The organism is Streptomyces sp. NPDC059832, assembly GCF_042731715.1.
Classification (GTDB): Bacteria; Actinomycetota; Actinomycetes; order Streptomycetales; family Streptomycetaceae; genus Streptomyces.
On record NZ_JBHWIY010000006.1, the window covers coordinates 51330 to 76995 of the forward strand.

The window sequence follows — 25666 nt, forward strand, 5'->3', positions numbered from 1 at the left end:
CTCAGGTACCGGCCGGGGCGGCTGCCCCGGCCGGGGCCGGGGTCAGAGCGTGGCTGCCGCGGACGCGATGTTCGCGGCGAACGTCGAGACCTCGCTGTACACACCGGGGTAGCCGGGCTCGGCGCAGCCCTGGCCCCAGCTGACGATGCCGACCTGGATCCAGGCTCCGGCGTTGTCCTTGCGGAACATGGGGCCGCCGGAGTCGCCCTGGCAGGTGTCCACGCCGCCGGTGTCGATCAGCCCGGCGCAGATCTCGTCGCCGGGGACGAGGTCGCTGCCGTACGCGGCCTGGCAGTCGGCGTCGGAGACGAACGGTACGGAGGCCTTGAGCAGGTAGCGCTGCTGGGCGCCGCCCTCGCTGGCCGCGCCCCAGCCGGCGATGGTGAAGTCGCCGTTGTTGTAGGTGGTGTTGGTGGCGATCTTCAGGGTCGGCAGGTCGATCGGCTTGGCGAGCTTGATGAGCGCCCAGTCCTTGCCGGCGCCGGTGTAGCCGGGAGCCTGGAGGACCTTGGTGGACTTGACCTTGATCGCGCTGGAGGACTGCAGGTCGACGACGCCCGCGGTGGCGGTGATGGAGGTGTTGTTGCCCGAGCCGTCCACGCAGTGCGCTGCGGTGAGGACGATGTCCTTGGTGTAGAGAGCGCCGCCGCAGCCCATCGACAGCCGGACCATGAACGGGAATTCGCCCTGGGCGGCGCGGGTCCCGCCGACCACCGGCTGGGGGGCCGCGGACGCTCCGGCGGGCTGGAGGCTGACGGCCGCGAGGACGACGGCGGCTATGACGGAACATCTCTTCACGGCGCGCAGAAGCTGCTTCAAGGGACTGCCTTCTTTCGTGGGGGGTGCTTGTGGGGGGTACGTGTGCGCTTGTGGGGAGTACCTGTGCCCGAGCCGGGTTCTGACCACGGACGGCACAGCACCGCACCGATGGTCATGCCCCCGACAAAGGCATGGTTCGGATTATCGGGAAACGATCACGACCCCCACAAGGATCACTTTCCGGCCAAGATCACCCACGGCGTTGCGGCTACAGTGAAAGCCGGTCGATCCTCGCGGACGGGGGTGGGACATGGCGGACGACAACCGGAACCACGGCCGGAGCACCAGCAGTCCGGTGGTCCACGGCTTCCCGCATCTCGAAACGGTCCGGTCCGCGATCACCGCGCTGTACCGGCGGCTCTCGTACGACGGTGTCCGCGGCTACGCCACGAGCCTCGCCCCCGTCGACGCCGCCTTCTCCGACCAGGACGATCTGCATCTCGGCGCCCAGCGGGTGGCGCGGGCGGTGGTCCAGCATCTGCATCTGCCGGACGCCCGCGTGATCGTCGGCTTCCGGGCGATGGAACACGCCGCCGGTGTCGAACTGGCCGCGGGGCCGGAGTACTTCGTCGAACTCAACGACCGCTTCCGCACCCACCGCAGGGACATCGGCGCCGCGCTCTCGCACGAGGTCACCCATGTGCTGCTGCACCGCCTCGGCCTGGAGTTCCCCGGTACGCGCGACAACGAGATCCTCACCGACACCGTGACCACGTACCTGGGCGCGGGCTGGCTGCTGCTCGACGCCTTCCGCGAGGACCAGGTCTCCAGCCAGAAGCTCGGCTATCTCACCCCGGAGGAGTTCGGATACGTCCTCGCCAAGCGGGCGTTGGCCTTCGACGAGGACCCGTCCCCCTGGTTCACCAGCCCGCAGGCCTACGAGGCCTATACGAAGGGGCGCGCACAGGCCCTCCACGACACCCGGCAGCCGCCGCTCGCGGCGGCGGGCTGGGCGGGCCGCCGCCGTTACGCGAAGGACCGGCGACAGGCCCGGGACCATCCGGGCGCCCCCGCGGCCCCCGGTGCTCCGTACACCTTGGAGGGCGGCCCGGACGGACTGCGGGTCTCCTTCGCCTGCCCCACCTGCCACCAGCGCATCCGCGTTCCGGTGCGCGGCCGGGTGCGGGCACGGTGCGGGCTGTGCCGGACGGTCCTGGACTGCAGCACCTGAGCCGTGCCGCCGCGGCAGCCCCGCGGCCCCGGCTCCTCCCCCGTACGACTCGTCCGGCGGTGCCGACGGCCACGTAACCTTCGGAGCGGACCGGAAGCAGGTGCGGGCGGGTGGGGGAGGACCGGATGACAGTCCCCGGGGTCGGTTGGTCGTGGCTTCTGGACGACGTCTCCCGCGTGATCCTCTCGTGGGACGAGGAACCCGCCCAGGCGGCGCGTCGTCTCGACGACGTGCTGCGAAGGGTGACCCCGCACGAGCTGATACGGCTCGAATCGGGCTACCGGAGCCGGCGCTACGGTCTCGGCGCACTCGGTCTCGGTGCCCTGGCCGGTGATCAGGCGCCGGACGACGCGACGGCCGAGCGGCACGGCACGGCCGTGGCGGCCCTGATGTCGTTCGACCGGTCGGGATATCTGCGGGAGGCCGGCGTCGCACGGCTCACCGGCACCGAGGACCCCTTCGCGATTCCCTTCCTCCTGCTGCGGCTGAACGATCCGGTCGAGGAGGTGCGGGTTCTCGCGCAGGGCGCGGTGGCCGCACGACTGGGTCCCGAACACGTGGAACTCCTCGTCCGGCTTCTCCCCCTCATCGACGGACTGCGTGGACGCCGCAGGGCCGGCCGGGTACTGGCCGCGGTGGAGGACCTTCTCCACCGCGCCGGGACGGACGCGCTGTGGCAGGGCGCCCGGTCGAACGACCCCCTGGTGCGCGGGAGTTGTCTGCGGTGGCTCGCCCGGACCGATCCGGTCGCGGCCGTCGGGACCGCCTTCACGGCCCGGGACCCCGCCCTGTGGCAGTGGGCCGCCCGCACCGCCACGTCCTCACGGCTGACACCGGCCGAACAGGACGCGCTGCTGCCCTTCCTCGAAGGCAGCAGCAGCCCCCGCATACGCCTGCGGGCCCTGCGGGCCAGGGCCCGCGGGCCGCACGGCGAGGCACATGTGCGGCGGGCCGTGCTCGACCCGGACGCCAGGATCCGCTACCACGCCCGCGCCACGCTGTACGCCCGCGGACACACGGATCTCGCGCCGCAGGTGTACCGCGACGCCCTGGCACCGGCTTCCGTGCCGGACGCGACCGCCATCGGCGCGCTCGGTGGGCTGTCCGACCTGGGCGGCGCGTGCGACGTGCCCCGGATACTGGACTTCACGGCCCACCCCAGGGCCCGCGTACGCGCCGAGGCCTGGCGGGCCCTGAGCATCCTGGACCCGCGGGAAGTGAGCCGGAGAGCCGACCGGCTGGCCGCCGACCCCAGCAACAAGGTGCGGCGCCATCTCCCGGGCCCGCGCGCGGAGTGACACCGGCCGAGCCGACGCCCGCGGGGCGGCCCCGCCACGAGGTCTCCCCAGTACCACCGGAGCCCGTCCGGCGGATCAGGATCGGACAGCCCGCTCGGCGTACCACCCGAGCCCGTCCGGCGGGTCGGGGCCGGAGAGGTCCTACCCCGCCCCGTACACCGGCTGCGCCGGCGCCGCCTCCGCCAGCAGCTTCCGTGCCGCCTCCCCCGCCTCCGCCGGCGCCCACCGCGCGCCCCGGTCCGTGGTGGGGCCGGGCCGCCAGCCCTCCATGACCGTGATCCGCCCGGCCTCCACCTCGAAGACCCGCCCGGTCACCCCGTCGCTCGCGGCCGAGCCGAGCCACACCACCAGCGGGGAGACGTTCCCCGGGGCCATCGCGTCGAACCCGCCCTCCCCCGGCGCCGCCATCGCCTGCGCGAACGTCTGCTCGGTCATCCGGGTCCGGGCCGCCGGGGCGATCGCGTTGACCTGGACCCCGTACCGGCCCATCTCCGCGGCGGCGACCAGCGTCAGACCGACGATCCCGGCCTTCGCGGCGGAGTAGTTGCCCTGGCCGACGCTGCCGAGCAGCCCCGCGCCGGAGCTGGTGTTGATCACCCGGGCGGCCGGTGCGCGGCCCGCCTTCGCCTCGGACCGCCAGTGCGCGGCCGCATGCCTCAACGGCAGGAAGTGGCCCTTGAGATGGACCCGCATCACGGCGTCCCAGTCGTCCTCGTCCAGGTTCACCAGCATCCGGTCGCGCAGGAATCCCGCGTTGTTGACCAGGGTGTCCAGCCGTCCGAAGGTCTCCAGCGCGGCGGTGACCAGTGACGCGGCGCCTTCGGTCGTGGCGATGTCGCCCCCGTGGACGACCGCCTCGCCGCCCGCCGCCACGATCTCCTCCACCACCTGCCGGGCCGGGCCGGTGGAGCCGCCGTCGCCGCCGGGGCCGACGCCCAGATCGTTGACGACCACCTTCGCGCCCTCGGCGGCGAAGGCGAGCGCATGGGCCCGGCCGAGCCCGCGCCCCGCACCCGTCACGATCACCACGCGGCCGTCGCACAGACCAGTCATCACTCGTCTCCCCACTTGTCTCCTTGTTGGCGATGCGGGGGCAGGCTGCTACCTTCCACACCTAACAAATGTTTGGTGGAAAGGTAGCTGATTCGCTCATGGGTGTCTCCACCACAAGTCCCGGCAAGGGCATCCGACTCGTCACGGTCGACCATCCGCCCGTCAACGCGCTGCCCGTGCGGGGCTGGTACGACCTCGCCGACACACTCCGCGCGGCAGGCCGCGACCCCGAGGTCCGCTGCGTCGTGCTGGCCGCCGCCGGACGCGGGTTCAACGCGGGCGTCGACATCAAGGAGATGCAGCGCGACACCGGGCACGCCACCCTGATCGGCGCCAATCGCGGCTGCTACGAGGCGTTCGCCGCCGTGTACGAGTGCGAGGTCCCGGTCGTCGCCGCGGTGAACGGCTTCTGCCTCGGCGGCGGCATCGGCCTCGTCGGCAACGCGGACGCGATCGTGGCGAGCGACGACGCGACGTTCGGCCTGCCCGAGCTGGACCGGGGCGCGCTCGGCGCGGCGACCCATCTGGCCCGGCTCGTGCCCCAGCATCTGATGCGCGCGCTCTACTACACCTCGCGCACCGCCACCGCCGCCGAACTGCACGCCCACGGCTCGGTCTGGAAGGTCGTACCGCGCGACGAACTCCTCGGTGCGGCGCTGGAGCTGGCGGGCGAGATAGCCCGCAAGGACGGGTATCTGATCCGGCTGGCCAAGGCCGCCATCAACGGCATCGACCCGGTGGACGTACGCCGCAGCTACCGCTTCGAGCAGGGCTTCACCTTCGAGGCCAACCTCAGTGGCGTCGCCGACCGCGTACGCGAATCGTTCGGCAAGGAGGCATGACCATGACCGACAAGACCATGACCGCCGACGACGTCGTCTCCCGGCTCAGCAGCGGGATGACGATCGGCATCGGCGGCTGGGGCTCGCGCCGCAAACCCATGGCGCTGGTGCGGGCGCTGCTCCGCTCCCGGATCACCGATCTCACCGTGGTCTCGTACGGCGGCCCCGACGTGGGTCTGCTCGCCGCGGCCGGCAGGATCCGGAAACTGGTCGCGGCCTTCGCCACGCTCGACTCGATCCCGCTCGAACCCCATTTCCGGGCCGCCCGCCAGCGCGGCGCGTTCGAGCTGATGGAGATCGACGAGGCCATGTTCATGTGGGGGCTGCACGCCGCCGCGAACCGGCTGCCGTTCCTCCCCGTGCGTGCCGGCATCGGTTCCGACGTGATGCGGGTCAACCCGGGCCTGCGCACGGTCGCTTCGCCGTACGCGGACGGCGAGGAGTTCGTCGCGATGCCCGCGCTGCGGATGGACGCCGCGCTGGTCCACATGAACCGCGCCGACCGGTTCGGCAACGGCCAGTACCTCGGCCCGGACCCGTACTTCGACGACCTCTTCTGCGAGGCCGCGGACACCGCGTACGTCTCCTGCGAACGTCTCGTCGACACCGCCGAGCTGACCGGGAACGCCGCCCCGCAGACCCTCCTCGTCAAGCGGCACTCCGTCACCGGTGTCGTCGAGACCCCGAACGGCGCGCACTTCACCTCCTGCGTGCCCGACCACCCGCGCGACGAGGCGTTCCAGCAGGCGTACGCGACCGCCGCCGCCGACCCCGTCGCCTGGGCGGCCTTCAGCGACCGATTCCTGCCCGCCGAGGGCGACGAGAAGAGCTACCAGTCGGCCGTCCGGACCTGGCACGAGGAGCAGAAATGACCACGGAGAACGCGAACGCGCCCGTGAACGCGACCACGACCGCGGCCACCCGGGCCGAGTACTGCGTGATCGCCTGCGCCGATGCCTGGCGCGACAACGGTGAGGTGCTCGCCAGCCCGATGGGCCTCGTCCCGTCCGTCGGCGCCCGGCTCGCCCGGCGCACCTTCTCGCCCGATCTGCTGCTCACCGACGGCGAGGCACTGCTCGTCGGCCCGGACGGCACGACGGAGGGCTGGCTGCCCTACCGCCATCACCTCACCATGGTCACCGGCGGCAGGCGCCACGTGATGATGGGGGCGAGCCAGATCGACCGGTTCGGCAACCAGAACATCTCCTGCATCGGTGACTGGGAACAGCCCGCCCGCCAGCTGCTCGGCGTGCGCGGCGCCCCGGTCAACACCCTGAACAACCCGGTCAGTTACTGGGTGCCCAAACACTCCACCCGGGTCTTCGTCGAGCGCGTCGACATGATCTGCGGGGTCGGCTACGACAGTGCCGCCGCGGCCGGTCCCTCGGCGACCCGCTACCACCGCATCCCGCGCGTCGTGACCGATCTCGGCGTCCTCGACTTCGCGACCCCGGACCGCTCGATGCGCCTGGCCTCGCTGCACCCCGGCGTCACCGTCGACCAGGTCCGCGAGGCCACCGGTTTCGCGCTCACCGTCGCGGACGACGTCCCGTGCACCCGGGAGCCGACCGCCGAGGAGCTGTCCCTGATCCGCGAGGTCATCGACCCGCAGGGCACCCGGAACCGCGAGGTCAGGGTCTGATGCGGACGGCGCTCACAGACCTCGTCGGCATCCGCCGCCCCATCGTCCAGACCGGCATGGGCTGGGTCGCGGGCCCCCGCCTGGTCTCCGCCACGGCCCGCGCCGGCGCCCTCGGCATCCTGGCCTCCGCGACGATGACCACGGAGCAGCTGCGGGCGGCGGTGCGGGAGGTCGGGTCCCGTACGGACGAGCCGTTCGGCGTCAATCTGCGCGCCGACGCGGGCGACGCGCGCGAGCGGGTACGGATCATCATCGACGAGGGCGTGAAGGTGGCGTCCTTCGCGCTGGCCCCCTCGAAGGAGCTCATCGCCGAGCTGAAGGACGCGGGAGTGATCGTGATCCCGTCCATCGGCGCCAGACGTCATGCCGAGAAGGTCGCGGCGTGGGGCGCGGACGCGGTGATCGTGCAGGGCGGCGAGGGCGGCGGGCACACCGGTGAGGTGGCGACGACCGTGCTGCTGCCCCAGGTCGTCGACGCGGTGGACATCCCGGTGATCGCGGCAGGCGGTTTCCGTGACGGCCGGGGCCTGGTCGCGGCGCTGGCGTACGGGGCGGCGGGCATCGCGATGGGTACGCGGTTCCTGCTGACGTCGGACTCGACCGTGCCGGACGCGGTGAAGGCCCGGTACCTGGCGGCGGGCGTCAAGGACATCACGGTCACCACGGCGGTGGACGGGCTCCCGCACCGGATGCTGCGTACGGAGATGGTCGCCGCGCTGGAGCACGCGGGCCGGGTCCGGGCGCTGGCCCAGGCGGTGCGCCGGGCGGCGGGCTTCCGGCGGATCTCCGGGACGAGCTGGTCCCGGATGGTGCGCGACGGTCTCGCGATGAGGCACGGCAAGGACCTGTCGTGGAGCCAGGTCCTGCTGGCGGCCAACACACCGATGCTCCTGAAGGCGTCCATGGTCGACGGCCGGGCGGATCTGGGGGTGATGGCATCGGGCCAGGTGGCGGGCCTGATCGAGGATCTGCCCAGCTGCGCGGAGCTGGTGGACCGGGTGATGGCCGAGGCCCACGAGGCGCTGGGTGCGGTGACCCGCGCGGAGCGGGCGGAGGGCGCGGACGCGTAGGCGGCGCCCGGATCTCACCGGGCGCCGCCCCTGTCCGCTACGTATCCGTACGGCTACGCGGCCCTGCGGCCACGTCCCGCCGCCGCGCCGCCGCGTCCGGCCCCGGAGCGCCCGGCACCCGCGCCGCGCGACTCGCCGTTGCCACGGCCGCCGCCCGTACCAGCGCTGCGGGAAGCACTGCCCGCACCGGCAGTGCGGGAGACGCCGCCCGTGCCGCGGGCCTCGCCGCCGCCCTGTCCGGCGCCGCGCCGGCCCCGGCCGCGGCTGCCCGAGCGGAAGCCGGTGCCGCCCGCCGCGGCCCCGCCCGAGCGCGTGCGCTGCTTCGGCGGGGTCGGCTGCGGGACCTCGATGACGATCGCGACACCGGACGGCTCACGGGCCCCGGTGATCCGGGTGAGCTCCTCGTCGCTGGACTTGATCCGGGTGGTCCGCGGGGCGATGCCCGCGTCGGCCATCAGCCGGGTCATCTCCCGCTTCTCCTCGGGCAGCACCAGGGTGACGACGCTGCCGGACTCCCCGGCGCGCGCGGTGCGCCCGCCGCGGTGGAGGTAGTCCTTGTGGTCGGTCGGCGGGTCCACGTTCACGACCAGGTCGAGGTCGTCGACGTGGATGCCGCGGGCCGCCACGTTGGTCGCCACGAGCGCGGTGACCTGACCGTTCTTGAACTGGTCCAGGGTCCGGTTGCGCTGCGGCTGCGAGCGCCCGCCGTGCAGGGCGGCGGCCCGTACACCACTGGCGAGCAGCCGCTTGGCGAACCGGTCGGCGGCGCGCTTGGTGTCCACGAACATGATCACCCGGCCGTCGCGGGCGGCGATCCTGGTGGCGACGGCCTTCTTGTCGGTCTCGTCGGCCACGTGCAGCACATGGTGCTCCATCGTGGTGACGGCACCGGCGGACGGGTCGACGGAGTGCACGACGGGGTCGGTCAGGAACATCTTGACCAGCCGGTCGATGTTCTTGTCGAGCGTCGCGGAGAACAGCATCCGCTGGCCGTCCGGCTCGACCTGCTTGAGCAGGGCGACGACCTGCGGCATGAAGCCCATGTCGGCCATCTGGTCTGCCTCGTCGAGGACGGTGATGGCGACCTGGTCGAGGCGGCAGTCGCCGCGCTCGATGAGGTCCTTCAGCCGTCCGGGCGTGGCGACGAGCACCTCGGCGCCGCGGCGCAGCGTGCCGGACTGCTTGGTGATCGACATGCCGCCGACGACGGTGGCCAGGCGGAGGTTCACGGACGTCGCGTACGGCGTCAGCGCGTCGGTGACCTGCTGGGCGAGTTCGCGGGTCGGGACGAGGACGAGCGCCAGCGGCGCCTTCGGCTCGGCGCGCCGTCCGGCGGTGCGGGCCAGCAGGGCGAGGCCGAAGGCGAGGGTCTTGCCGGAGCCGGTGCGGCCGCGGCCGAGGATGTCCCGGCCGGCGAGCGAGTTCGGCAGGGTGGCGCCCTGGATCGGGAACGGGTCGGTGACGCCCTGCGCGGCAAGGGTCTTCAGCAGGGCTGCGGGCATGTCCAGCTCGGCGAACGCCTCTACGGCGGGCAGTGCGGGGGTCATGGTTTCGGGCAGGGCGAATTCGCCCTGCGGCGGCGTGGCCCTGCGACGGGGCGACGCCTTGCCGGATCCCTTGCCGGAACCCTTAGCGGTTGCCTTTGCCGGGGCCGTGCCGCGCCCCCTCGACGGGCGGTTGCGGGCGGGTCGGTCCTGGCGTTCGGAGCGGGTCATACGGAATTGCCCTCCTGGGGGATTCCTGAGGAGTCCTGGGGATTCCTGAGAACTGCGTGGGACTGCTGGGAAGCGCTGTGGGCAGGCGTGCGTGTTCGCCATGTCCTGGGGACAGCACAAGCCGGGACCCGCACCTTCACGGTGCGGGCCCCGGCTGCGAGGTACGCGTCCGGCAATTAGGCCGGGACGATGTTCTCCGCCTGCGGGCCCTTCTGGCCCTGCGTGACGTCGAAGGAGACCTTCTGGCCCTCCTGGAGCTCACGGAAGCCCGAGGTGGCGATGTTGGAGTAGTGGGCGAAGACGTCGGCGCCGCCGCCGTCCTGCTCGATGAAGCCGAAGCCCTTTTCCGAGTTGAACCACTTCACGGTTCCAGTAGCCATGTCATTCTCCTAAAAGAGGTGCAGTGCCGGAAATCCGCACTTTACGAATTTCAAGTCGCCGCATTGAGCCCCATCCGGAGAAAGCCGGAAAACAATAATGCGCCTGAGGAAGCATTCCCGTCAGGCGCACATAATGTTCATGGGTACCAAAACTGCAACTCGGCAACCGTAGCACGTTCCGCCGGTCCGCGGTGGGGACACGCCGCGCCGCCGACCGGCGGATTCTTGTCCCGGCCCTTGCGGTAACTGGCCGGGAGCGGTCCCCGAACGCCACCGGAATCGTTGCCGGGACCGGTGTCCGAGCGGTTCGGCGGCCGTGTCGGCGGGGTTCGGCGACCGCGCCCGGCCGGGTCCGGGGTCAGAGCCGTTCGATGATCGTCACGTTCGCCTGACCGCCTCCCTCGCACATGACCTGGAGTCCGTAGCGGCCGCCGGTGCGCTCCAGTTCGTGCAGCAGAGTCGTCATCAATTTTGCTCCGGTTGCGCCGAGCGGGTGACCGAGGGCGATCCCGCCGCCGTTGACGTTGACCCGGTCGGGGTCGGCCCCGGTCTCCTTCAGCCAGGCCAGCACGACGGGCGCGAATGCCTCGTTGATCTCGACGAGGTCCATTTCGTCGATGGTCATTCCGGCTTTCTTGAGCGCGTATGCGGTGGCCGGGATCGGTGCCGACAGCATGCGGATCGGGTCCTCGCCGCGTACCGAGAGGTGGTGGACGCGGGCGCGCGGGGTGAGGCCGTGCTCGGCCACCGCGCGCTCGGAGGCGATGAGCAGGGCGGCGGCGCCGTCGGAGATCTGCGAGGAGCACGCGGCGGTGATCGTGCCGCCGTCCAGGACCGGCTTCAGCGCCGCCATCTTCTCCGGGGTGGTGTCGCGGCGCGGCCCCTCGTCGGTGGTGACGTCGCCGAGGGCGACGGTCTCGCGCGCGAAGCGGCCCTCGTCGATGGCACGGATCGCGTGCCGGTGGGAGCGGAGCGCGAACTCCTCCATGTCCTGGCGGCTGATGCCCCACTTCTCGGCGATCAGCTGGGCGCCGTGGAACTGGTTGACCGGTGCGTCGCCGTACCGGGCGCGCCAGCCCGCGCTGCCCGCGTACGGGCCGCCCGTCAGCCCGAGGGGTTCGGCGGCCTGGCGGGAGGCGAAGGCGATGGGGATCTGCGTCATGCTCTGGGTGCCGCCCGCGACGACCAGGTCCTGGGTGCCGGAGAGGACGCCCTGGGCGGCGAAGTGCACGGCCTGCTGGGAGGAGCCGCACTGGCGGTCGACGGTCACGCCGGGGACCTCCTCGGGCAGCCCGGCCGCCAGCCAGCAGGTGCGGGCGATGTCCCCGGCCTGCGGTCCGACGGTGTCGACGCAGCCGAACACCACGTCCTCGACGGCCGCCGGATCGATCCCGGTCCGTTCGACGAGGGCCTTGATGACATGGGCGCCGAGGTCGGCGGGGTGGACGGCGCCGAGCCCTCCGCCGCGCCGGCCGACCGGGGTGCGTACCGCTTCGACCACGTATGCCTCGGCCATGTCTGCTGCTCCTCCGTGAGCGCGGGTGGGGTCAGGTGTCGAGGGCGATGCCGTCCAGGACCATCGAGAGGTACTGGCGGGCGATCTCCTCGGGGCTGTGCAGTCCGCCCGGCCGGTACCAGGACGCTGCGACCCAGACGGTGTCGCGGACGAAGCGGTAGGTGAGGCGGATGTCGAGGTCGGCGCGGAAGCTGTGGTCGGCGACGCCGCGTTCCAGGGTGCCGAGCCAGGCCTTCTCGAACTTCTGCTGGGAGTCGACGAGGTACTGGAACCGCGGCTGGGCGGCCAGATGCCTGGACTCCTTCTGGTAGATGGCGACCGCGGCGCGGTGGCGGTCGATCTCCCGGAAGGACTCGGTGACGAGTGCCTCGATGGTCTCCCTGGGGGCCAGTCCGGCGGCGAGCACCGTGTCGTACCCCTCCCAGAGTTCGGTGAGGAAGGTCGAGAGGATCTCGTCGATCATCGATTCCTTGGAATCGAAGTGGTAGTAGAGGCTGCCCGCGAGCATCCCGGCCGCGTCCGCGATCTTGCGGACGGTGGTGGCGTTGTATCCCTGGGCGGCGAAGACCTCGGCCGCGGTGGCGAGCAGTTCGCGGCGCCGCTCGGGCGAGGGGGTCACCTGGGGCTTCTTCTTGGTAGGCACCCGACCATTCTCCGCCCGGCGGCCGCCGTCGAGGGCGTCCCGGCCGTCGCACGGTCAGGCACGCTGACTGCTGACGGAGACGACCTCGCCGGTCAGGTACGAGGAGTAGTCGCTGGCGAGGAAGACGATGACGTTGGCGACCTCCCACGGCTCGGCGTACCGGCCGAAGGCCTCCTTCGCGGTCAGTTCGTCGAGGAGTTCGGCGGAGGTGACCTTCACCAGGTGCGGGTGCATGGCGAGGCTGGGTGCGACGGCGTTGACGCGTACGCCGTACTCGGCGGCCTCGATCGCGGCGCACCGGGTGAGGGCCATGACGCCCGCCTTCGCGGCGGCGTAGTGGGCCTGGCCGCTCTGGGCGCGCCAGCCGACGACGGAGGCGTTGTTGACGACGATGCCGCCGCGGCCCGCCGCCCGCAGGGAGCGCAGGGCGGCCCGGGTGCAGCGGAAGGTGCCGTTCAGGGTGACATCGAGGACCTTGGTCCACTGTTCGTCGGTCATCTCGGTGAGTTCGGCGGTGCCGCCGAGCCCGGCGTTGTTGACGACGATGTCGAGGCCGTCGTGGACCTGTTCGGCGAGCGCGAACAGCGCCTGGACCTGGCTCTCGTCGGTGACGTCGCAGGGCAGTGCGGCGACGCGGTCCGCGCCGAACTCCTCGGCGAACACCTGCTCGGTCTCCTTGAGCCGGCGGGCGTGCGCGTCGCCGATGACGATGCGGGCGCCCTCCTCCAGGAATCTGCGGGCGGTGGCGCCGCCGATGCCGGCGCCCGCGGCGGCGGTGATGACGGCGGTGCGGCCGGCCAGCAGCCCGTGTCCGGATACGTACTGCGGTGCGCTCACGCCTGTGCCTCCTCGGTCCGGCCCGCGGATCCTCGACGGTGCTCGTGCCCGTACGTTAACCTACCAAACACTTGTTAGGGAAGGATGAGCCGATGCCCTCTGCCCATGACACCTCCGGCCACGACGCCTCCGCCGACGGCCACCGGCCCGGCCCGGTGCTGTACGAGCGCCGCGGCCCGGTCGCGTACATCACGCTGAACCGCCCGCGCTACCGCAACGCCCAGAACTCGGCCATGACCTACGCCCTGGACGACGCCTTCTACCGGGCCGCCGAGGACTCGGAGGTCAAGGTGGCCGTGCTGGCGGGCGCCGGGGAGCACTTCTCGGCGGGCCATGACATCGGCACGCCCGAGCGCGACGCGCATCTGCCCTTCGAGCGCAGGGCGGGCCTGTGGTGGGACCACTCCGACAAGACCGGGGCGGAGAGCCGCTTCGCCCGCGAGTCGGAGGTCTATCTGGGCATGTGCCGGCGTTGGCGCGAGCTGCCGAAGCCGGTCATCGCCTCCGTCCAGGGCGCGTGCGTGGCCGGCGGGCTGATGCTCGCCTGGGTCTGCGACCTGATCGTGGCGAGCGAGGACGCCTTCTTCGCCGATCCGGTGGTGCGGATGGGCATCCCCGGTGTCGAGTACTTCGCGCACCCGTGGGTGATGCCGCCCCGGATCGCGAAGGAGTTCCTGTACACCGGCGACCGGATGGGCGCCCGCCGGGCGTACGAGGTCGGCATGGTGAACAAGGTGGTGGAGCGGGCGGAACTAGCCGATACCACACATGAGTTGGCACTGCGGATCGCCGGGATGCCGCGCCTCGGACTGGCGCTGGCCAAGCGCGCCGTCAATCAGGCCGAGGACCTCCAGGGAATGCACACCGGGATGGACTCCGTCTTCGGGCTGCACCACCTCGCCCATGCGCACAACGCGGAGACGGCGGCGGACCCGCTCGGCGGCATGGACATCGCCTCGATGAAGAAGAAGGCGGACGGCTGATGGATCTGTCCTGCACGGAGCAGGAGGCGGCCTTCCGGGCCGAGGCGCGCCGATGGCTGCGGGCCAATGTGCCCGCCGGGCCGCTGCCGTCGCTGGAGACCGCCGAGGGCTTCGCCGCGCACCGGGAGTGGGAGGCGAGGCTGTACGCGGACCGCTGGTCGGTCGTCTCCTGGCCGGCCGAGTACGGCGGCCGGGGCGTCGACATCTTCCGGTGGCTGATCTTCGAGGAGGAGTACTACGCGGCGGGCGGCCCCGGGCGGGTGTCGCAGAACGGCATCAACCTCCTCGCCCCGACGCTCTTCGACCACGCCACCAAGGAGCAGCGAGCCCGGGTCCTGCCGTCGATGGCGAGCGGTGAGGTGATCTGGGCGCAGGCCTGGTCCGAGCCGGAGGCGGGATCGGACCTGGCGTCGCTGCGTTCACGGGCGGTGCGCACGGACGGCGGCTGGCTGCTCTCGGGGCAGAAGACCTGGTCCTCCCGGGCCGCGTTCGCGGACCGGGCGTTCGGCATCTTCCGTACGGGCCCCGGGGCGGCCGGGGTCTCTCGTCAGGATCAGCCCGGACCCCGCGAGCCCGGCATGGTCCGAACGAGAGGCCCCGAGCCGCACCACGGGCTGACGTATCTGATGTTCGACCTGTCGGCGCCGGGCGTTTCGGTCCGGCCCATCGGGCGGCTCGACGGCAAGCCGGCCTTCGCCGAGCTGTTCCTGGACGAGGTGTTCGTACCGGACGAGGACGTCATCGGGGAGCCCGGACAGGGCTGGCGTATCGCCATGTCGACAACGGGCAACGAGCGTGGGCTGACGCTCCGCTCCCCCGGCCGCTTCCTGGCCGCCGCCGACCGGCTGGCCGCGCTGTGGCGCGCCCAGGGCGATCCGTCGGACACGGCGATGCGGGACCGGGTGGCGGACGCGGTGATCGGGGCGCGGGCGTATCAGCTCTTCACCGGCGCCAACGCGTCCCGCTTCGCCGCCGGGGCGTCCATCGGCGCGGAGTCCAGCCTGAACAAGGTGTTCTGGTCCGAGTACGACATCGCGCTGCACGAGACCGCACTCGATCTGCTCGGCCCGGAGGCGGAACTCGCCGCATCCGAGTGGGCCGAGGGCCATGTCTTCTCCCTCGCGGGCCCCATCTACGCCGGCACGAACGAGATCCAGCGCGACATCATCGCCGAGCGGCTGCTCGGCCTGCCGAAGGGACGGCGCTGATGCGTTTCCTGCTCGACGACGAGCAGCGGGAGTTCGCCCGCTCGCTGGACGCGATGCTGACCGCCTCGGACACTCCTTCGGTGGTACGTGCCTGGGCCGCCGGGGACCACGGCCCCGGCACGGCCCTGTGGGCGCGGCTGGCAAAAGCGGGGGTGTTCGCGCTCGCGGTGCCGGAGGCGCACGAGGGCGTCGGCCCGCTGCCGGTGGAACTCGCGGTCGCCTTCACCGAGTTGGGGCGGCATGTGGTGCCCGGTCCGGTGGTGGAGACGGTCGCGGCCGCGGTGCTGCTGGCGGACGTGGGCGGCCCGGCGGCCGAGGAGTGGCTGCCCCGGCTGGCGTCCGGCGCGGCATCGGCGACGCTGCGGGTGCCGGGGTACGGGCCGTACGCGCTGGACGCGGACGCGGTGGACGCCGTGTTCACGGTGACCGGCGACGAGTTGCGGCTCGCGCCGGGTCCCGGGGAGCTGAGCCTGTCGTCCGACCCGGCCCGTCGGTTGCTGCGCCCCGAGCCGGGCGGGGAGCTGCTCGCGTCGGGGGCCGGGGTGGCAAAGGCGGCGGTGCGGGCCGCCCGGTGGGCGGCGTTCGCGACGGCCGCCCAGGCGCTCGGCACGGGCGAGGCGCTGCTGCGGACCACGGTCGCGTACGTCGGACAGCGCACCCAGTTCGGAACGGCCATCGGTTCCTTCCAGGCGGTCAAGCACCGGCTGGCGGACACCCTGATCGGGCTGGAGTTCGCCCGCCCGCTGCTGTACGGGGCGGCACTCGCGCTCGCCGGGGGCGCACCGGACGCCGGGGCGGCGGTGGCGGCGGCCAAGGTGACGGCGGGCGAGGCGGGGTACGCGGCGGCGCGGACCGCGCTGCAGTTGCACGGGGCGGTGGGGTACACGAGGGAGCTGGACCTGTCGCTGTGGCTGCTCAAGGCGCGCCCCCTGCGCGATGCGTGGGGGACGCCGGGGGCGTGCCGGGCGCGGGTGCTGGCCGACGGGCCGGCCGCGTCAGGAGACCTCGCCCATTGAGCCGTCGTCGTTGCCCCTCCGGAAGGTGCGCAGCGGGCGGCCGGGGCGCCATGCCTGGATGGCCAGGGTGTCGCCGCCTTCGAGTCCGATGCGCACCACCTCGGTCAGCTCCATGCGGAAGAGGTGAAAGGGTTCCGGTGGCTTCACCTCCTCGATGAAGCGGGCCAGCACGGCGGGGTCGGTCACCTCCACCGCGCGGCCGGAGATCCGGACGTCCCCGTCGGTCATCTCGGCGTCCGGTCCGGGGTTGGCGTGCACCGCGAACCGTGGATCGCGCAGCAGGTCCAGCGCCTTGCGCGAGTTCGGCATCATGCCGAGAAAGGCCTCACCCAGCCGGAAATCCACTTCGAGGCCGGTCACGCGCGGGGATCCGTCCTTGCGCAGGGTCGCCAGGACGTGGTGCTTGTACTGCTCGAAGCGGGTCCGGACGGTGTCGGCGAAGGCCGGCTCCGCCGAGCGGAACTCTTCCCAGGAACTCGATGTCATGCGTCCATGGAACCCTGGAATCCCGACATCTTCTGTCTGCTTTTCCGGGCCGCACCCGATCGGCGGCGCGGCCGCCGGGTGCCCGCCGTCATCCGGCCGACAGGGTGATCAGCAGGGCCCAGCCGTGGGTCCGCAGCACGCCCGGCGCCTCCTCCCGCGTCAACAGCGCGTCGTAGCGGTCGAGTTCGATGCCCGAGCCGTCGAGCACCGCACCGTCCTCCAGCGCGATGGCCAGGGCCGCCCCGCCCGGGGGCGCCGCGAGCCGGACGGTGCCGCGCACCACCGCGACCGCCGCGCTCGTCCGCCCCCTGCGGCACATGACGTTGACGTTCACGACCGGGCCGCCGAGGAGCCTGCCGTCGGTCTCCAGGTCACCGGGGAAGTCGTGCGGCCAGTACGGCTCGTCGACGATGTGGTGCTCGCCGCCCACCAAGAGGTCCATCCCGGCGCCCTCGACCACGGTCAGGGTCCGGTCGACGCCCGGGAACGAGGAGAACGGCCCGTCCTCGGCCACATCGGCGAGGCTGACCCGCCAGTCGAAGGTGTCCATCGGCGCGCCCTCGGGGTGTGCCGCGATCTCCCGGGTGACTCCCCCGCCGTTCTTCCAGGGCGTGGCCGTGCGGTCGGCCGCCCGGAGCACCCGCGCCCTCACTTGACGATCCCCTGGGCCCTGGCCGCGGCCAGCCACTGCGGGAATTCGGCGACGAGCCGGTCGTACAGCTCGGCGTCCGGGACCTGTCTCGGGTCGGGTCCGGCGTGGAAGAAGCCGGCGTTGTCGACGGCGCGCTTGGCGGGTACGGCCAGCTCGTCGAGCTTGCGCAGGAAGTCGAACTGGTTGCTCCGCTTGTTGCCGAAGCCGATGAACTGCCAGAACAGGGGCAGTTTCGCCGCCTTGCAGAGATAGCGTTCCGCCGCGTGCTTGCTGATCGGGCCGCCGTCCGTCTGGAAGACGACGAGCGCGGGCGCGGTGGAGCCGCTGTCGATGTAGTGGTCGATGACGGCGTCCATGGCCAGGTGGTAGCTGGTCTTCCCCATGTGCCCGAGGCCCGCCACGACGGCGTCGATCCGGCCGCGGTGGTTGTCCAGGGCTATGTCGGTGACGGCGTCGACATCCGTGGAGAAGAGGACGAGGGGGACGCGGCCGTCGTCGTCCAGATGGGCGGAGAGCCCCAGCACCCGGTCCGCCAGGGCCTGGACGCTGCCGTCCTGGTAGTACTCCCGCATGGAACCGGAGTAGTCGAGCACCAGATAGACCGCGGCGCGCTCGCCGCTCATGCGGTGCTTGGTCAGCGAGACGGCGGCGCTCTTGTAGAGGCTGACCAGCGCGGGCGCGCTCTCCTCCAGCTTGCGGAGGCTGATGGCCGGACCTGGTGCGGCGACGGACGAGCCGGCCATGCGGATTCTCCGATCCTCGACGTGTCGGGCATGTCAGAACCCTGAGCCTAAGCCACTCAGGTATGCCCCTGTCGGGCGGCGTTCGCTATCTTGATCTGCCGCCGCCCCACCGGCCGCTCGTGTCCGCCCACCCGTGAAGGAGCCTGCCGTGGACGCCGCGGTCACCACCTGTTACCGCCATCCGTCGTACGAGACGTATGTGAGCTGCACCCGCTGCGAACGCTTCATCTGCCCCGACTGCATGCGTGAGGCCGCGGTCGGCCACCACTGCGTGGAGTGCGTGAAGGAGGGGCAGCGTTCGGTCCGGCAGGCGCGCACGGTGTTCGGCGGTGCGGTCCCGCGGTCCGCGGTGCCGCTCGTCACGTATGTGCTGATGGGCCTCAACATCGCGGCGTATCTGGGCGAGTTGGTCCGACCGGGGATCGTCGACCGGTTCGCGATGCTCGGTGCGGGGCTGAACGGCCCGGACGGCGGACACTACGTCTACGAGGCCGGGGACTTCCCCGGCTTCGATGTGATCGGCGTGGTGGGCGGCGAGTGGTACCGGCTGCTGACCGGGGCCTTCCTGCATCTCCCACCGGGCGGATCGTCCCTGGGTCCGCTGCCGTTCGGGGTGCTGCACATCCTCTTCAACATGTACGCGCTGTGGAACCTGGGCCGGGTCGTGGAGGACCAGCTGGGCCGGGCCCGCTACCTCGCGCTGTACCTGCTGTCCGCGCTGGGCGGTTCGGTCCTGGTCTATCTCATCGCGCCGTCCGACGGCACGGTGGGCGCCTCGGGTGCGATCTTCGGTCTCGGGGCGGCGTTCTACGTCATCAACCGGCGGCTGGGCCGCGACATGCGGGCCGTGAACCGGTTCATGGCCGGCTTTCTGATCTGGATGCTGATCTCGGCCGGATTCGCCTCGTGGCAGGGCCACTTGGGCGGGCTCCTGACGGGCGGCATCGTCACCGTCGCGTACGCCTACGCCCCGGCGAAGCGCCGTACGACGGTTCAGGCCGCCGCGACTGTGGTGGTGCTCGCCGTGCTGGTGCTGCTGGTGGTGCTCAAGACGTCCGCACTGACGGGCTGAGCCGGGCAGGCCGGACCGGGGCAGGCCGGACCGGCTCCGGACGCGCCACGGCGCCTGCCGAATCGTCCGGTCGGGGACGGGCAGGCGCCGCGTTCAGTTCCGCACGCCGTTGTACGGGACGTCCTTGTGTGCCGTGATCAGACCGCCAGTGAACGGTCCGTCGGGCGGATCGGGGCCGGCAGGGCGCTGGCTCCGGTCAGGTAGCGGTCCACCCCGCGTGCCGCGGAGCGGCCCTCGGCGATGGCCCACACGATGAGTGACTGGCCGCGGCCGGCATCACCGGCCACGAAGACGCCGCCGACGTTGGTGGCGTAGTCCGCGTCGCGCGCGACATTGCCGCGCTCGTCGAGCTCCAGGCCGAACTGCTGGACCAGTCCGTTGGCCTGGTCGGTGCCGGTGAAGCCCATGGCGAGGGTGACCAGCTGTGCGGGGATGCTCCGCTCGGTGCCGGGCTTCTGCTCCAGCTTGCCGTCCTTGAACTCCACCTCGACCAGGTGCAGCGCCTGGACGTTGCCGACAGTCTGTCCCTCTTCGGGGGCGGAGCCCTCGAAGTGGGTGGTGGAGACGGAGTAGACCCTCTCGCCGCCCTCCTCGTGCGCGGAGGTGACCTTGTAGAGCATCGGGAACGTCGGCCAGGGCTGGTTGGCGTTCCGGTCCTCGCCGGGCCTCGGCATGATCTCCAGCTGGGTGACGGAGAGCGCGCCCTGGCGGTGGGCGGTGCCGACGCAGTCGGCTCCGGTGTCGCCGCCGCCGATCACGACGACGTGCTTGCCCTCGGCGGTGATCGGGGAGACCGTCAGGTCGCCCTCCTGCACCTTGTTGGCCAGCGGCAGGTACTCCATGGCGAAGTGCACGCCGTTCAGCTCACGGCCCGGGACGGGCAGATCGCGCGAGACGGTGGCACCCGCGGCGATGACGACCGCGTCGTACCGGCGGCGGAGCTTGGCGGCGTCGATGTCCTTGCCGATCTCCGTCTCGGTGCGGAACTTGGTGCCTTCCGCGCGCATCTGCTCGATGCGGCGGTTGATGTGCGCCTTCTCCATCTTGAACTCGGGGATGCCGTACCGGAGAAGGCCTCCGATGCGGTCCGCGCGCTCGTAGACGGCGACCGTGTGGCCGGCCCGGGTCAGCTGCTGGGCCGCGGCGAGACCGGCCGGGCCCGAGCCGATCACGGCGACGGTCTTGCCGGAGAGCCGCTCGGGCGGCTGCGGGGTGACGTCGCCGCTGTCCCACGCCTTGTCGATGATGGAGACTTCGACGTTCTTGATGGTGACGGCCGGCTGGTTGATGCCGAGCACGCACGCCGACTCGCACGGGGCCGGGCAGAGCCGCCCGGTGAACTCCGGGAAGTTGTTCGTGGCGTGCAGGCGCTCGGACGCGGCCGACCAGTCCTCGCGGTAGGCGTAGTCGTTCCACTCGGGGATGAGGTTTCCGAGCGGGCAGCCGTTGTGGCAGAACGGGATGCCGCAGTCCATGCAGCGGCCGGCCTGCTTGCTGATGATCGGGAGCAGCGAGCCCGGAACGTAGACCTCGTTCCAGTCCTTGACGCGCTCGCCCACGGGGCGGGTCTCGGCGACCTCGCGCCCGGTGGTCAGGAAGCCCTTGGGGTCAGCCATTGGTCGCCGCCTCCATCATCTTCTCGGTGGTCTCCTGCTCGGAGAGACCGGCGAGCTCAGCGGCGTCCTTGGCGGCGAGCACTGCCTTGTAGGTGGACGGGATGATCTTGCTGAAGCGGGCCACCGCGGTGTCCCACCCGGCAAGCAGCTTCTCGGCGACCGTGGAACCGGTCTCCTCCTGGTGGCGGCGCACCACGTCGTGCAGCCACTGCTTGTCGGAGTCGGAGAGCTCCTCGACCGCGCCGAGGTTCCCGGCGTTGACGTTGTCGCGGTTGAGGTCGATGACGTACGCGACACCGCCCGACATGCCGGCCGCGAAGTTGCGTCCGGTCTCGCCGAGCACGACGGCGTGACCGCCGGTCATGTACTCGCAGCCGTGGTCGCCCACGCCTTCCGAGACGACCGTCGCGCCGGAGTTGCGGACGCAGAACCGCTCACCGGTGCGGCCGCGCAGGAACAGCTCGCCGCCGGTGGCGCCGTAGGCGATGGTGTTGCCCGCGATGGTGGAGTACTCGGCGAGGTGGTCGGCGCCGCGGTCCGGGCGGACGACGACCCGGCCGCCGGAGAGGCCCTTGCCGACGTAGTCGTTGGCGTCGCCCTCCAGTCGCAGCGTCACACCGCTCGGCACGAACGCGCCGAAGGACTGGCCTGCGGAGCCGGTGAAGGTGATGTCGATGGTGTCCTGCGGCAGACCGGCGCCGCCGAACTTCTTCGTCACCTCGTGGCCGAGCATGGTGCCGACGGTGCGGTTGATGTTGCGGATCGCGATCTGGGCCCGGACCGGCTGGGCGGTCTCGGCGCTGTCCGCGTTCAGGGCGTCGGCGGCGAGCCTGATCAGCTCGTTGTCGAGGGCCTTGGCCAGACCGTGATCCTGCTCGATCCGCGCGTGGCGGACCGCGCCCTCGGGCAGCTCGGGGACGTGGAACAGCGGCTTCAGGTCGAGGCCCTGTGCCTTCCAGTGCGTGATCGCACGGTCGGTGTCGAGCAGCTCGGCGTGGCCGACGGCCTCTTCGATCGTACGGAAGCCCAGCTCGGCGAGGATCTCGCGGACCTCCTGGGCGATGAACTCGAAGAAGTTGACGACGTACTCGGCCTTGCCGGAGAAGCGGTCCCGCAGGACCGGGTTCTGCGTGGCGATGCCGACCGGGCAGGTGTCCAGGTGGCAGACGCGCATCATGACGCAGCCGGAGACGACGAGCGGCGCGGTCGCGAAACCGAACTCCTCGGCGCCCAGCAGCGCGGCGACGACCACGTCCCGGCCGGTCTTCAGCTGGCCGTCGGTCTGTACGACGATGCGGTCGCGCAGGCCGTTGAGCAGCAGCGTCTGCTGGGTCTCGGCGAGGCCGAGCTCCCAGGGGCCGCCCGCGTGCTTCAGGCTCGTCAGAGGAGAAGCACCGGTGCCGCCGTCGTGGCCCGAGATCAGGACGACGTCCGCGTGCGCCTTGGAGACACCGGCGGCGACCGTGCCGACACCGACCTCGGAGACCAGCTTCACGTGGATGCGGGCCGCCGGGTTGGCGTTCTTGAGGTCGTGGATCAGCTGGGCCAGATCCTCGATGGAGTAGATGTCGTGGTGCGGCGGCGGCGAGATCAGACCGACGCCCGGGGTGGAGTGCCGGGTCCTGGCGACCCACGGGTAGACCTTGTGGCCGGGCAGTTGACCGCCCTCGCCGGGCTTGGCGCCCTGCGCCATCTTGATCTGGATGTCGTCCGCGTTGACCAGGTACTCGCTGGTCACACCGAAGCGGCCGGAGGCGACCTGCTTGATGGCCGAGCGGCGCGCCGGGTCGTAGAGCCGGTCGGCGTCCTCGCCGCCCTCACCGGTGTTGGACTTGCCGCCCAGCTGGTTCATGGCGATGGCGAGGGTCTCGTGCGCCTCGCGGGAGATCGAGCCGTACGACATGGCGCCGGTGGAGAAGCGCTTGACGATGTCGGAGACGGACTCGACCTCGTCGATGTCGATGGCCTCGCGGTCCGGCCTGAAGCCGAACAGACCACGGAGCGTCATCAGGCGCTCGGACTGCTCGTTCACCCGGTCCGTGTACTTCTTGAAGATGTCGTAGCGCTTGTTGCGCGTGGCGTGCTGGAGGCGGAAGACCGTCTCCGGGTCGAACAGGTGCGGCTCGCCCTCGCGGCGCCACTGGTACTCGCCGCCGATCTCCAGCGCGCGGTGCGAGGCGGAGATGCCGGAGGCGGGGTAGCCCTTGGCGTGCCGGGCGGCGACCTCCTTGGCGATGACGTCGAGGCCGGCGCCGCCGATCTTGGTGGCGGTGCCGTTGAAGTACTTCGCGACGAATTCCTCGTCCAGGCCGACGGCCTCGAAGACCTGGGCGCCCCGGTAGGAGGCGACCGTCGAGATGCCCATCTTGGACATGACCTTCAGAACGCCCTTGCCGAGCGCGTAGATCAGGTTCCGGATGGCCTTCTCGGGCTCGATGCCCTCGATGAACGTACCGGCGCGCACCAGGTCCTCGACGGACTCCATCGCGAGGTACGGGTTGACCGCGGCGGCGCCGTAGCCGATCAGCAGCGCGACGTGGTGGACCTCGCGGACGTCCCCGGCCTCGACCAGCAGACCCACCTGGGTGCGCTGCTTGGTGCGGATGAGGTGGTGGTGGACGGACGAGGTGAGCAGCAGCGACGGGATCGGGGCGTGCTCGGCGTCGGAGTGCCGGTCGGAGAGGACGACCAGGCGGGCGCCGTCCTCTATGGCGGCGTCGACCTCGGCGCAGATCTGCTCGATCCGCGCGGCGAGGGCTTCGCCGCCGCCGCCGACCCGGTAGAGGCCGGAGAGCGTGGCGGCCTTCATGCCCGGCATGTCGCCGTCGGCGTTGATGTGTATCAGCTTGGCCAGCTCGTCGTTGTCGATCACCGGGAACGGCAGCGTGACGCTGCGGCACGACGCGGCGGTCGGCTCCAGCAGGTTGCCCTGCGGGCCGAGCGTGGAGCGCAGCGAGGTGACGAGCTCCTCGCGGATGGCGTCCAGCGGCGGGTTGGTGACCTGCGCGAACAGCTGGGTGAAGTAGTCGAAGAGCAGCCGGGGGCGCTCGGACAGCGCGGCGATCGGCGAGTCCGTGCCCATGGAGCCGAGCGGCTCGCCGGCGGTGCGGGCCATCGGCGCGAGGATGACGCGGAGCTCTTCCTCGGTGTAGCCGAAGGTCTGCTGGCGGCGGGTGACGGAGGCGTGCGTGTGCACGATGTGCTCCCGCTCGGGGAGGTCCTCCAGCTCGATCTCGCCGGTCTCCAGCCACTCCTCGTACGGCTGCTCGGCGGCGAGGGCGGCCTTGATCTCGTCGTCCTCGATGATGCGGCCCTCGGCCGTGTCGACGAGGAACATCTTCCCGGGCTGGAGGCGGCCCTTGCGGACGACCTTCGCGGGGTCGATGTCCAGGACGCCGACCTCGGAGGAGAGCACGACGAGGCCGTCGTCGGTGACCCAGTAGCGGCCGGGGCGCAGACCGTTGCGGTCCAGGACCGCGCCGACCTGGGTGCCGTCGGTGAAGGTGACGCAGGCCGGGCCGTCCCAGGGCTCCATCATCGTGGAGTGGTACTGGTAGAAGGCGCGGCGGGTCGGGTCCATCGAGTCATGGTTCTCCCACGCCTCGGGAACCATCATCAGCACCGAGTGCGGCAGCGAGCGGCCGCCGAGGTGGAGCAGCTCCAGGACCTCGTCGAAGGAGGCGGAGTCGGAGGCGTCGGGGGTGCAGACGGGGAAGATCCGGTCGAGCTGGGCCTCACCGCTGTGTCCGTTGTCGGCGGAGCCGAACAGGCCGGAGGCGAGCTGGGACTCGCGGGCCTTCATCCAGTTGCGGTTGCCCTTGACCGTGTTGATCTCGCCGTTGTGCGCGACGAAGCGGTACGGGTGGGCGAGCGGCCAGCTCGGGAAGGTGTTGGTGGAGAACCGTGAGTGGACCAGGGCGACCGCGGTGGCGAAGCGGCGGTCGGAGAGGTCCGGGAAGAACGGCTCCAGCTGCCCGGTGGTGAGCATGCCCTTGTAGACGATCGTGCGGGCGGAGAGCGAGGGGAAGTACACCCCGGTCTCCCGCTCGGCGCGCTTGCGCAGCACGAAGGCCTTGCGGTCGAGGGCGATGCCGGTGTTCTCGCCGTCGGCGACGAAGAGCTGACGGAACTCGGGCATGGTGGCGCGGGCGCCGCTGCCGAGGATGTCGGGGGTGACGGGGACCTGGCGCCAGCCGAGGACCTTGAGGCCCTCCTCGGCGGAGATCTTCTCCAGCTTGCGGACGGCCTCGGTGGAGTCGTCGGCGGGCAGGAAGGCGATTCCGACGGCGTAGGCACCGGCCTCGGGGAGGTCGAAGGCGACCTCCTCGCGCAGGAAGGCGTCCGGGACCTGGAGGAGGATCCCGGCGCCGTCGCCGGAGTCGGGCTCGGACCCGGTGGCGCCGCGGTGTTCGAGATTGCGCAGTACGGTCAGCGCCTGCTCGACCAGCTCATGGCTGGCCACACCGGTCAGAGTGGCCACGAACCCGACACCACAGGCGTCGTGCTCGTTGCGGGGGTCGTACATCCCCTGCTGGGCGGGGCGACCGTCCATGGGCGACCAGGCGTCGGAACGCATCGGCTCTCCCGTCGTCGTCGTGGCATATGCAGTGCCGAGGGACGACGTTGGCCCTCTGCGAAATTTCGTGCAGATTACATAATGGGGCGCTTCTCAAGAAGCGGATAGTTCGTTCCAACATACGGACACCGCCTGAGGCAGTGGGGGTGAGTCGCAGTCGGAGGATCGGCGCCCGGGGGGCCGCAGAGAGCAGGCGTCGTTGCCCACGGTGTCTACGGCTCATGCCCGGCGGCGAAGGAAATGAAACCGCCAGGTAACGGCTACTTATGTGTAGCGCCGCATAAGGACTCATTTTACGCTGGCAGGAGCCTTCCGCCCAGTGGCGACC

The 25666-nt window shown here is 71.4% G+C and carries 22 protein-coding genes; 10 read left to right on the forward strand and 12 right to left on the reverse strand.

Going from position 1 to position 25666, the window contains the following annotated elements; translation table 11 throughout:
• Nucleotides 1-42: 42 nt before the first annotated feature.
• Nucleotides 43-819, reverse strand: coding sequence for a S1 family peptidase (locus ACFV8T_RS12520; RefSeq protein WP_385326886.1), 777 nt, complete (start codon nt 817-819; stop codon nt 43-45).
• Nucleotides 820-1069: 250 nt separating this feature from the next.
• On the opposite strand from ACFV8T_RS12520, the gene ACFV8T_RS12525 reads away from it, so the two are divergent.
• Complete coding sequence (locus tag ACFV8T_RS12525; protein ID WP_385326887.1) at nt 1070-1990, forward strand: hypothetical protein; 921 nt, start codon at nt 1070-1072, stop codon at nt 1988-1990.
• A gap of 125 nt (nt 1991-2115) precedes the next feature.
• Nucleotides 2116-3288: a hypothetical protein gene (locus ACFV8T_RS12530; RefSeq protein WP_385326888.1), complete on the forward strand. Its 1173-nt coding sequence runs from the start codon at nt 2116-2118 to the stop codon at nt 3286-3288.
• A gap of 141 nt (nt 3289-3429) precedes the next feature.
• On the opposite strand, the gene ACFV8T_RS12535 is transcribed toward ACFV8T_RS12530, so the two are convergent.
• Nucleotides 3430-4341 (reverse strand): SDR family oxidoreductase, encoded by a 912-nt coding sequence (locus ACFV8T_RS12535; RefSeq protein WP_385326890.1) that lies wholly within the window; start codon nt 4339-4341, stop codon nt 3430-3432.
• Nucleotides 4342-4439: 98 nt separating this feature from the next.
• Between ACFV8T_RS12535 and ACFV8T_RS12540 the strand changes: the two genes are divergently transcribed.
• Genes ACFV8T_RS12540 through ACFV8T_RS12555 form a run of 4 tightly spaced genes read left to right on the forward strand, consistent with a single transcriptional unit; the run spans nt 4440 to nt 7895 of the window.
• Nucleotides 4440-5183 carry an enoyl-CoA hydratase family protein gene (locus ACFV8T_RS12540; protein WP_385326892.1) on the forward strand — a complete coding sequence of 248 codons (744 nt, stop codon included), beginning with the start codon at nt 4440-4442 and terminating at the stop codon, nt 5181-5183.
• Between the two features lie 2 nt (nt 5184-5185).
• Nucleotides 5186-6055 carry a CoA transferase subunit A gene (locus tag ACFV8T_RS12545; protein WP_385326893.1) on the forward strand — a complete coding sequence of 290 codons (870 nt, stop codon included), beginning with the start codon at nt 5186-5188 and terminating at the stop codon, nt 6053-6055.
• Nucleotides 6052-6825, forward strand: coding sequence for a CoA-transferase subunit beta (locus tag ACFV8T_RS12550; protein ID WP_385326895.1), 774 nt, complete (start codon nt 6052-6054; stop codon nt 6823-6825). The genes ACFV8T_RS12545 and ACFV8T_RS12550 overlap by 4 nt, the downstream gene beginning before the upstream one ends.
• Nucleotides 6825-7895: an NAD(P)H-dependent flavin oxidoreductase gene (locus ACFV8T_RS12555; RefSeq protein WP_385326897.1), complete on the forward strand. Its 1071-nt coding sequence runs from the start codon at nt 6825-6827 to the stop codon at nt 7893-7895. The genes ACFV8T_RS12550 and ACFV8T_RS12555 overlap by 1 nt, the downstream gene beginning before the upstream one ends.
• A gap of 53 nt (nt 7896-7948) precedes the next feature.
• On the opposite strand, the gene ACFV8T_RS12560 is transcribed toward ACFV8T_RS12555, so the two are convergent.
• From ACFV8T_RS12560 to ACFV8T_RS12580, 5 genes are all read right to left on the reverse strand, one after another.
• Nucleotides 7949-9610 carry a DEAD/DEAH box helicase gene (locus tag ACFV8T_RS12560; protein ID WP_385326899.1) on the reverse strand — a complete coding sequence of 554 codons (1662 nt, stop codon included), beginning with the start codon at nt 9608-9610 and terminating at the stop codon, nt 7949-7951.
• Between the two features lie 176 nt (nt 9611-9786).
• Complete coding sequence (locus ACFV8T_RS12565; RefSeq protein ID WP_003969786.1) at nt 9787-9990, reverse strand: cold-shock protein; 204 nt, start codon at nt 9988-9990, stop codon at nt 9787-9789.
• A 358-nt stretch (nt 9991-10348) separates the two neighbouring features.
• Nucleotides 10349-11506, reverse strand: a complete 1158-nt coding sequence (locus tag ACFV8T_RS12570; protein ID WP_385326900.1) for an acetyl-CoA C-acetyltransferase — start codon at nt 11504-11506, stop codon at nt 10349-10351.
• 31 nt (nt 11507-11537) lie between these two features.
• Nucleotides 11538-12149, reverse strand: a complete 612-nt coding sequence (locus tag ACFV8T_RS12575; RefSeq protein ID WP_385326901.1) for a TetR/AcrR family transcriptional regulator — start codon at nt 12147-12149, stop codon at nt 11538-11540.
• 54 nt (nt 12150-12203) lie between these two features.
• Nucleotides 12204-12986, reverse strand: a complete 783-nt coding sequence (locus tag ACFV8T_RS12580) for an SDR family oxidoreductase (RefSeq protein ID WP_385326903.1) — start codon at nt 12984-12986, stop codon at nt 12204-12206.
• A 92-nt stretch (nt 12987-13078) separates the two neighbouring features.
• Here ACFV8T_RS12580 and ACFV8T_RS12585 point away from each other — a divergent pair, with 92 nt between their 5' ends.
• The 3 genes from ACFV8T_RS12585 to ACFV8T_RS12595 are packed head-to-tail and all read left to right on the forward strand — an operon-like array spanning nt 13079 to nt 16193.
• Nucleotides 13079-13969: an enoyl-CoA hydratase gene (locus ACFV8T_RS12585; RefSeq protein WP_385326905.1), complete on the forward strand. Its 891-nt coding sequence runs from the start codon at nt 13079-13081 to the stop codon at nt 13967-13969.
• Nucleotides 13969-15177, forward strand: coding sequence for an acyl-CoA dehydrogenase family protein (locus ACFV8T_RS12590; RefSeq protein WP_385326906.1), 1209 nt, complete (start codon nt 13969-13971; stop codon nt 15175-15177). The genes ACFV8T_RS12585 and ACFV8T_RS12590 overlap by 1 nt, the downstream gene beginning before the upstream one ends.
• Nucleotides 15177-16193 carry an acyl-CoA dehydrogenase family protein gene (locus ACFV8T_RS12595; RefSeq protein WP_385326908.1) on the forward strand — a complete coding sequence of 339 codons (1017 nt, stop codon included), beginning with the start codon at nt 15177-15179 and terminating at the stop codon, nt 16191-16193. The genes ACFV8T_RS12590 and ACFV8T_RS12595 overlap by 1 nt, the downstream gene beginning before the upstream one ends.
• On the opposite strand, the gene ACFV8T_RS12600 is transcribed toward ACFV8T_RS12595, so the two are convergent.
• From ACFV8T_RS12600 to ACFV8T_RS12610, 3 genes are all read right to left on the reverse strand, one after another.
• Entirely contained in the window at nt 16173-16679 is a 507-nt protein-coding gene (locus tag ACFV8T_RS12600) for a pyridoxamine 5'-phosphate oxidase family protein (RefSeq protein WP_385326909.1), read from the reverse strand. The two genes, ACFV8T_RS12595 and ACFV8T_RS12600, sit on opposite strands and share 21 nt — an antisense overlap.
• An 88-nt stretch (nt 16680-16767) precedes the next feature.
• A complete protein-coding gene (locus tag ACFV8T_RS12605; RefSeq protein WP_385326911.1) occupies nt 16768-17331 on the reverse strand; it encodes a HutD family protein in 564 nt (187 codons plus the stop codon).
• Nucleotides 17328-18074 carry a vWA domain-containing protein gene (locus tag ACFV8T_RS12610; RefSeq protein WP_385326912.1) on the reverse strand — a complete coding sequence of 249 codons (747 nt, stop codon included), beginning with the start codon at nt 18072-18074 and terminating at the stop codon, nt 17328-17330. Before ACFV8T_RS12610 ends, ACFV8T_RS12605 begins: the two co-directional genes overlap by 4 nt.
• 148 nt (nt 18075-18222) lie before the next feature.
• Here ACFV8T_RS12610 and ACFV8T_RS12615 point away from each other — a divergent pair, with 148 nt between their 5' ends.
• Nucleotides 18223-19146, forward strand: a complete 924-nt coding sequence (locus ACFV8T_RS12615; protein WP_385326913.1) for a rhomboid family intramembrane serine protease — start codon at nt 18223-18225, stop codon at nt 19144-19146.
• Between the two features lie 137 nt (nt 19147-19283).
• Here the strand turns inward: ACFV8T_RS12615 and ACFV8T_RS12620 are convergent, their stop codons facing one another.
• Both ACFV8T_RS12620 and gltB read right to left on the reverse strand, forming a co-directional pair.
• Complete coding sequence (locus ACFV8T_RS12620; RefSeq protein WP_385326915.1) at nt 19284-20762, reverse strand: glutamate synthase subunit beta; 1479 nt, start codon at nt 20760-20762, stop codon at nt 19284-19286.
• Nucleotides 20755-25338, reverse strand: a complete 4584-nt coding sequence (gltB, locus tag ACFV8T_RS12625; RefSeq protein ID WP_385326916.1) for a glutamate synthase large subunit — start codon at nt 25336-25338, stop codon at nt 20755-20757. The genes ACFV8T_RS12620 and gltB overlap by 8 nt, the downstream gene beginning before the upstream one ends.
• Between the last annotated feature and the right edge of the window lie 328 nt (nt 25339-25666).

Bases quoted from the DNA above. Each gene is read 5' to 3' on its own strand.
- ACFV8T_RS12525 (WP_385326887.1), top strand. From the start codon at position 1,070: ATGGCGGACGACAACCGGAACCACGGCCGGAGCACCAGCAGTCCGGTG.
- ACFV8T_RS12530 (WP_385326888.1), top strand. From the start codon at position 2,116: ATGACAGTCCCCGGGGTCGGTTGGTCGTGGCTTCTGGACGACGTCTCC.
- ACFV8T_RS12535 (WP_385326890.1), bottom strand. From the start codon at position 4,341: ATGACTGGTCTGTGCGACGGCCGCGTGGTGATCGTGACGGGTGCGGGG.
- ACFV8T_RS12540 (WP_385326892.1), top strand. From the start codon at position 4,440: ATGGGTGTCTCCACCACAAGTCCCGGCAAGGGCATCCGACTCGTCACG.
- ACFV8T_RS12545 (WP_385326893.1), top strand. From the start codon at position 5,186: ATGACCGACAAGACCATGACCGCCGACGACGTCGTCTCCCGGCTCAGC.
- ACFV8T_RS12550 (WP_385326895.1), top strand. From the start codon at position 6,052: ATGACCACGGAGAACGCGAACGCGCCCGTGAACGCGACCACGACCGCG.
- ACFV8T_RS12555 (WP_385326897.1), top strand. From the start codon at position 6,825: ATGCGGACGGCGCTCACAGACCTCGTCGGCATCCGCCGCCCCATCGTC.
- ACFV8T_RS12560 (WP_385326899.1), bottom strand. From the start codon at position 9,610: ATGACCCGCTCCGAACGCCAGGACCGACCCGCCCGCAACCGCCCGTCG.
- ACFV8T_RS12565 (WP_003969786.1), bottom strand. From the start codon at position 9,990: ATGGCTACTGGAACCGTGAAGTGGTTCAACTCGGAAAAGGGCTTCGGC.
- ACFV8T_RS12570 (WP_385326900.1), bottom strand. From the start codon at position 11,506: ATGGCCGAGGCATACGTGGTCGAAGCGGTACGCACCCCGGTCGGCCGG.
- ACFV8T_RS12585 (WP_385326905.1), top strand. From the start codon at position 13,079: ATGCCCTCTGCCCATGACACCTCCGGCCACGACGCCTCCGCCGACGGC.
- ACFV8T_RS12590 (WP_385326906.1), top strand. From the start codon at position 13,969: ATGGATCTGTCCTGCACGGAGCAGGAGGCGGCCTTCCGGGCCGAGGCG.
- ACFV8T_RS12595 (WP_385326908.1), top strand. From the start codon at position 15,177: ATGCGTTTCCTGCTCGACGACGAGCAGCGGGAGTTCGCCCGCTCGCTG.
- ACFV8T_RS12600 (WP_385326909.1), bottom strand. From the start codon at position 16,679: ATGACATCGAGTTCCTGGGAAGAGTTCCGCTCGGCGGAGCCGGCCTTC.
- ACFV8T_RS12610 (WP_385326912.1), bottom strand. From the start codon at position 18,074: ATGGCCGGCTCGTCCGTCGCCGCACCAGGTCCGGCCATCAGCCTCCGC.
- ACFV8T_RS12620 (WP_385326915.1), bottom strand. From the start codon at position 20,762: ATGGCTGACCCCAAGGGCTTCCTGACCACCGGGCGCGAGGTCGCCGAG.
- gltB (WP_385326916.1), bottom strand. From the start codon at position 25,338: ATGCGTTCCGACGCCTGGTCGCCCATGGACGGTCGCCCCGCCCAGCAG.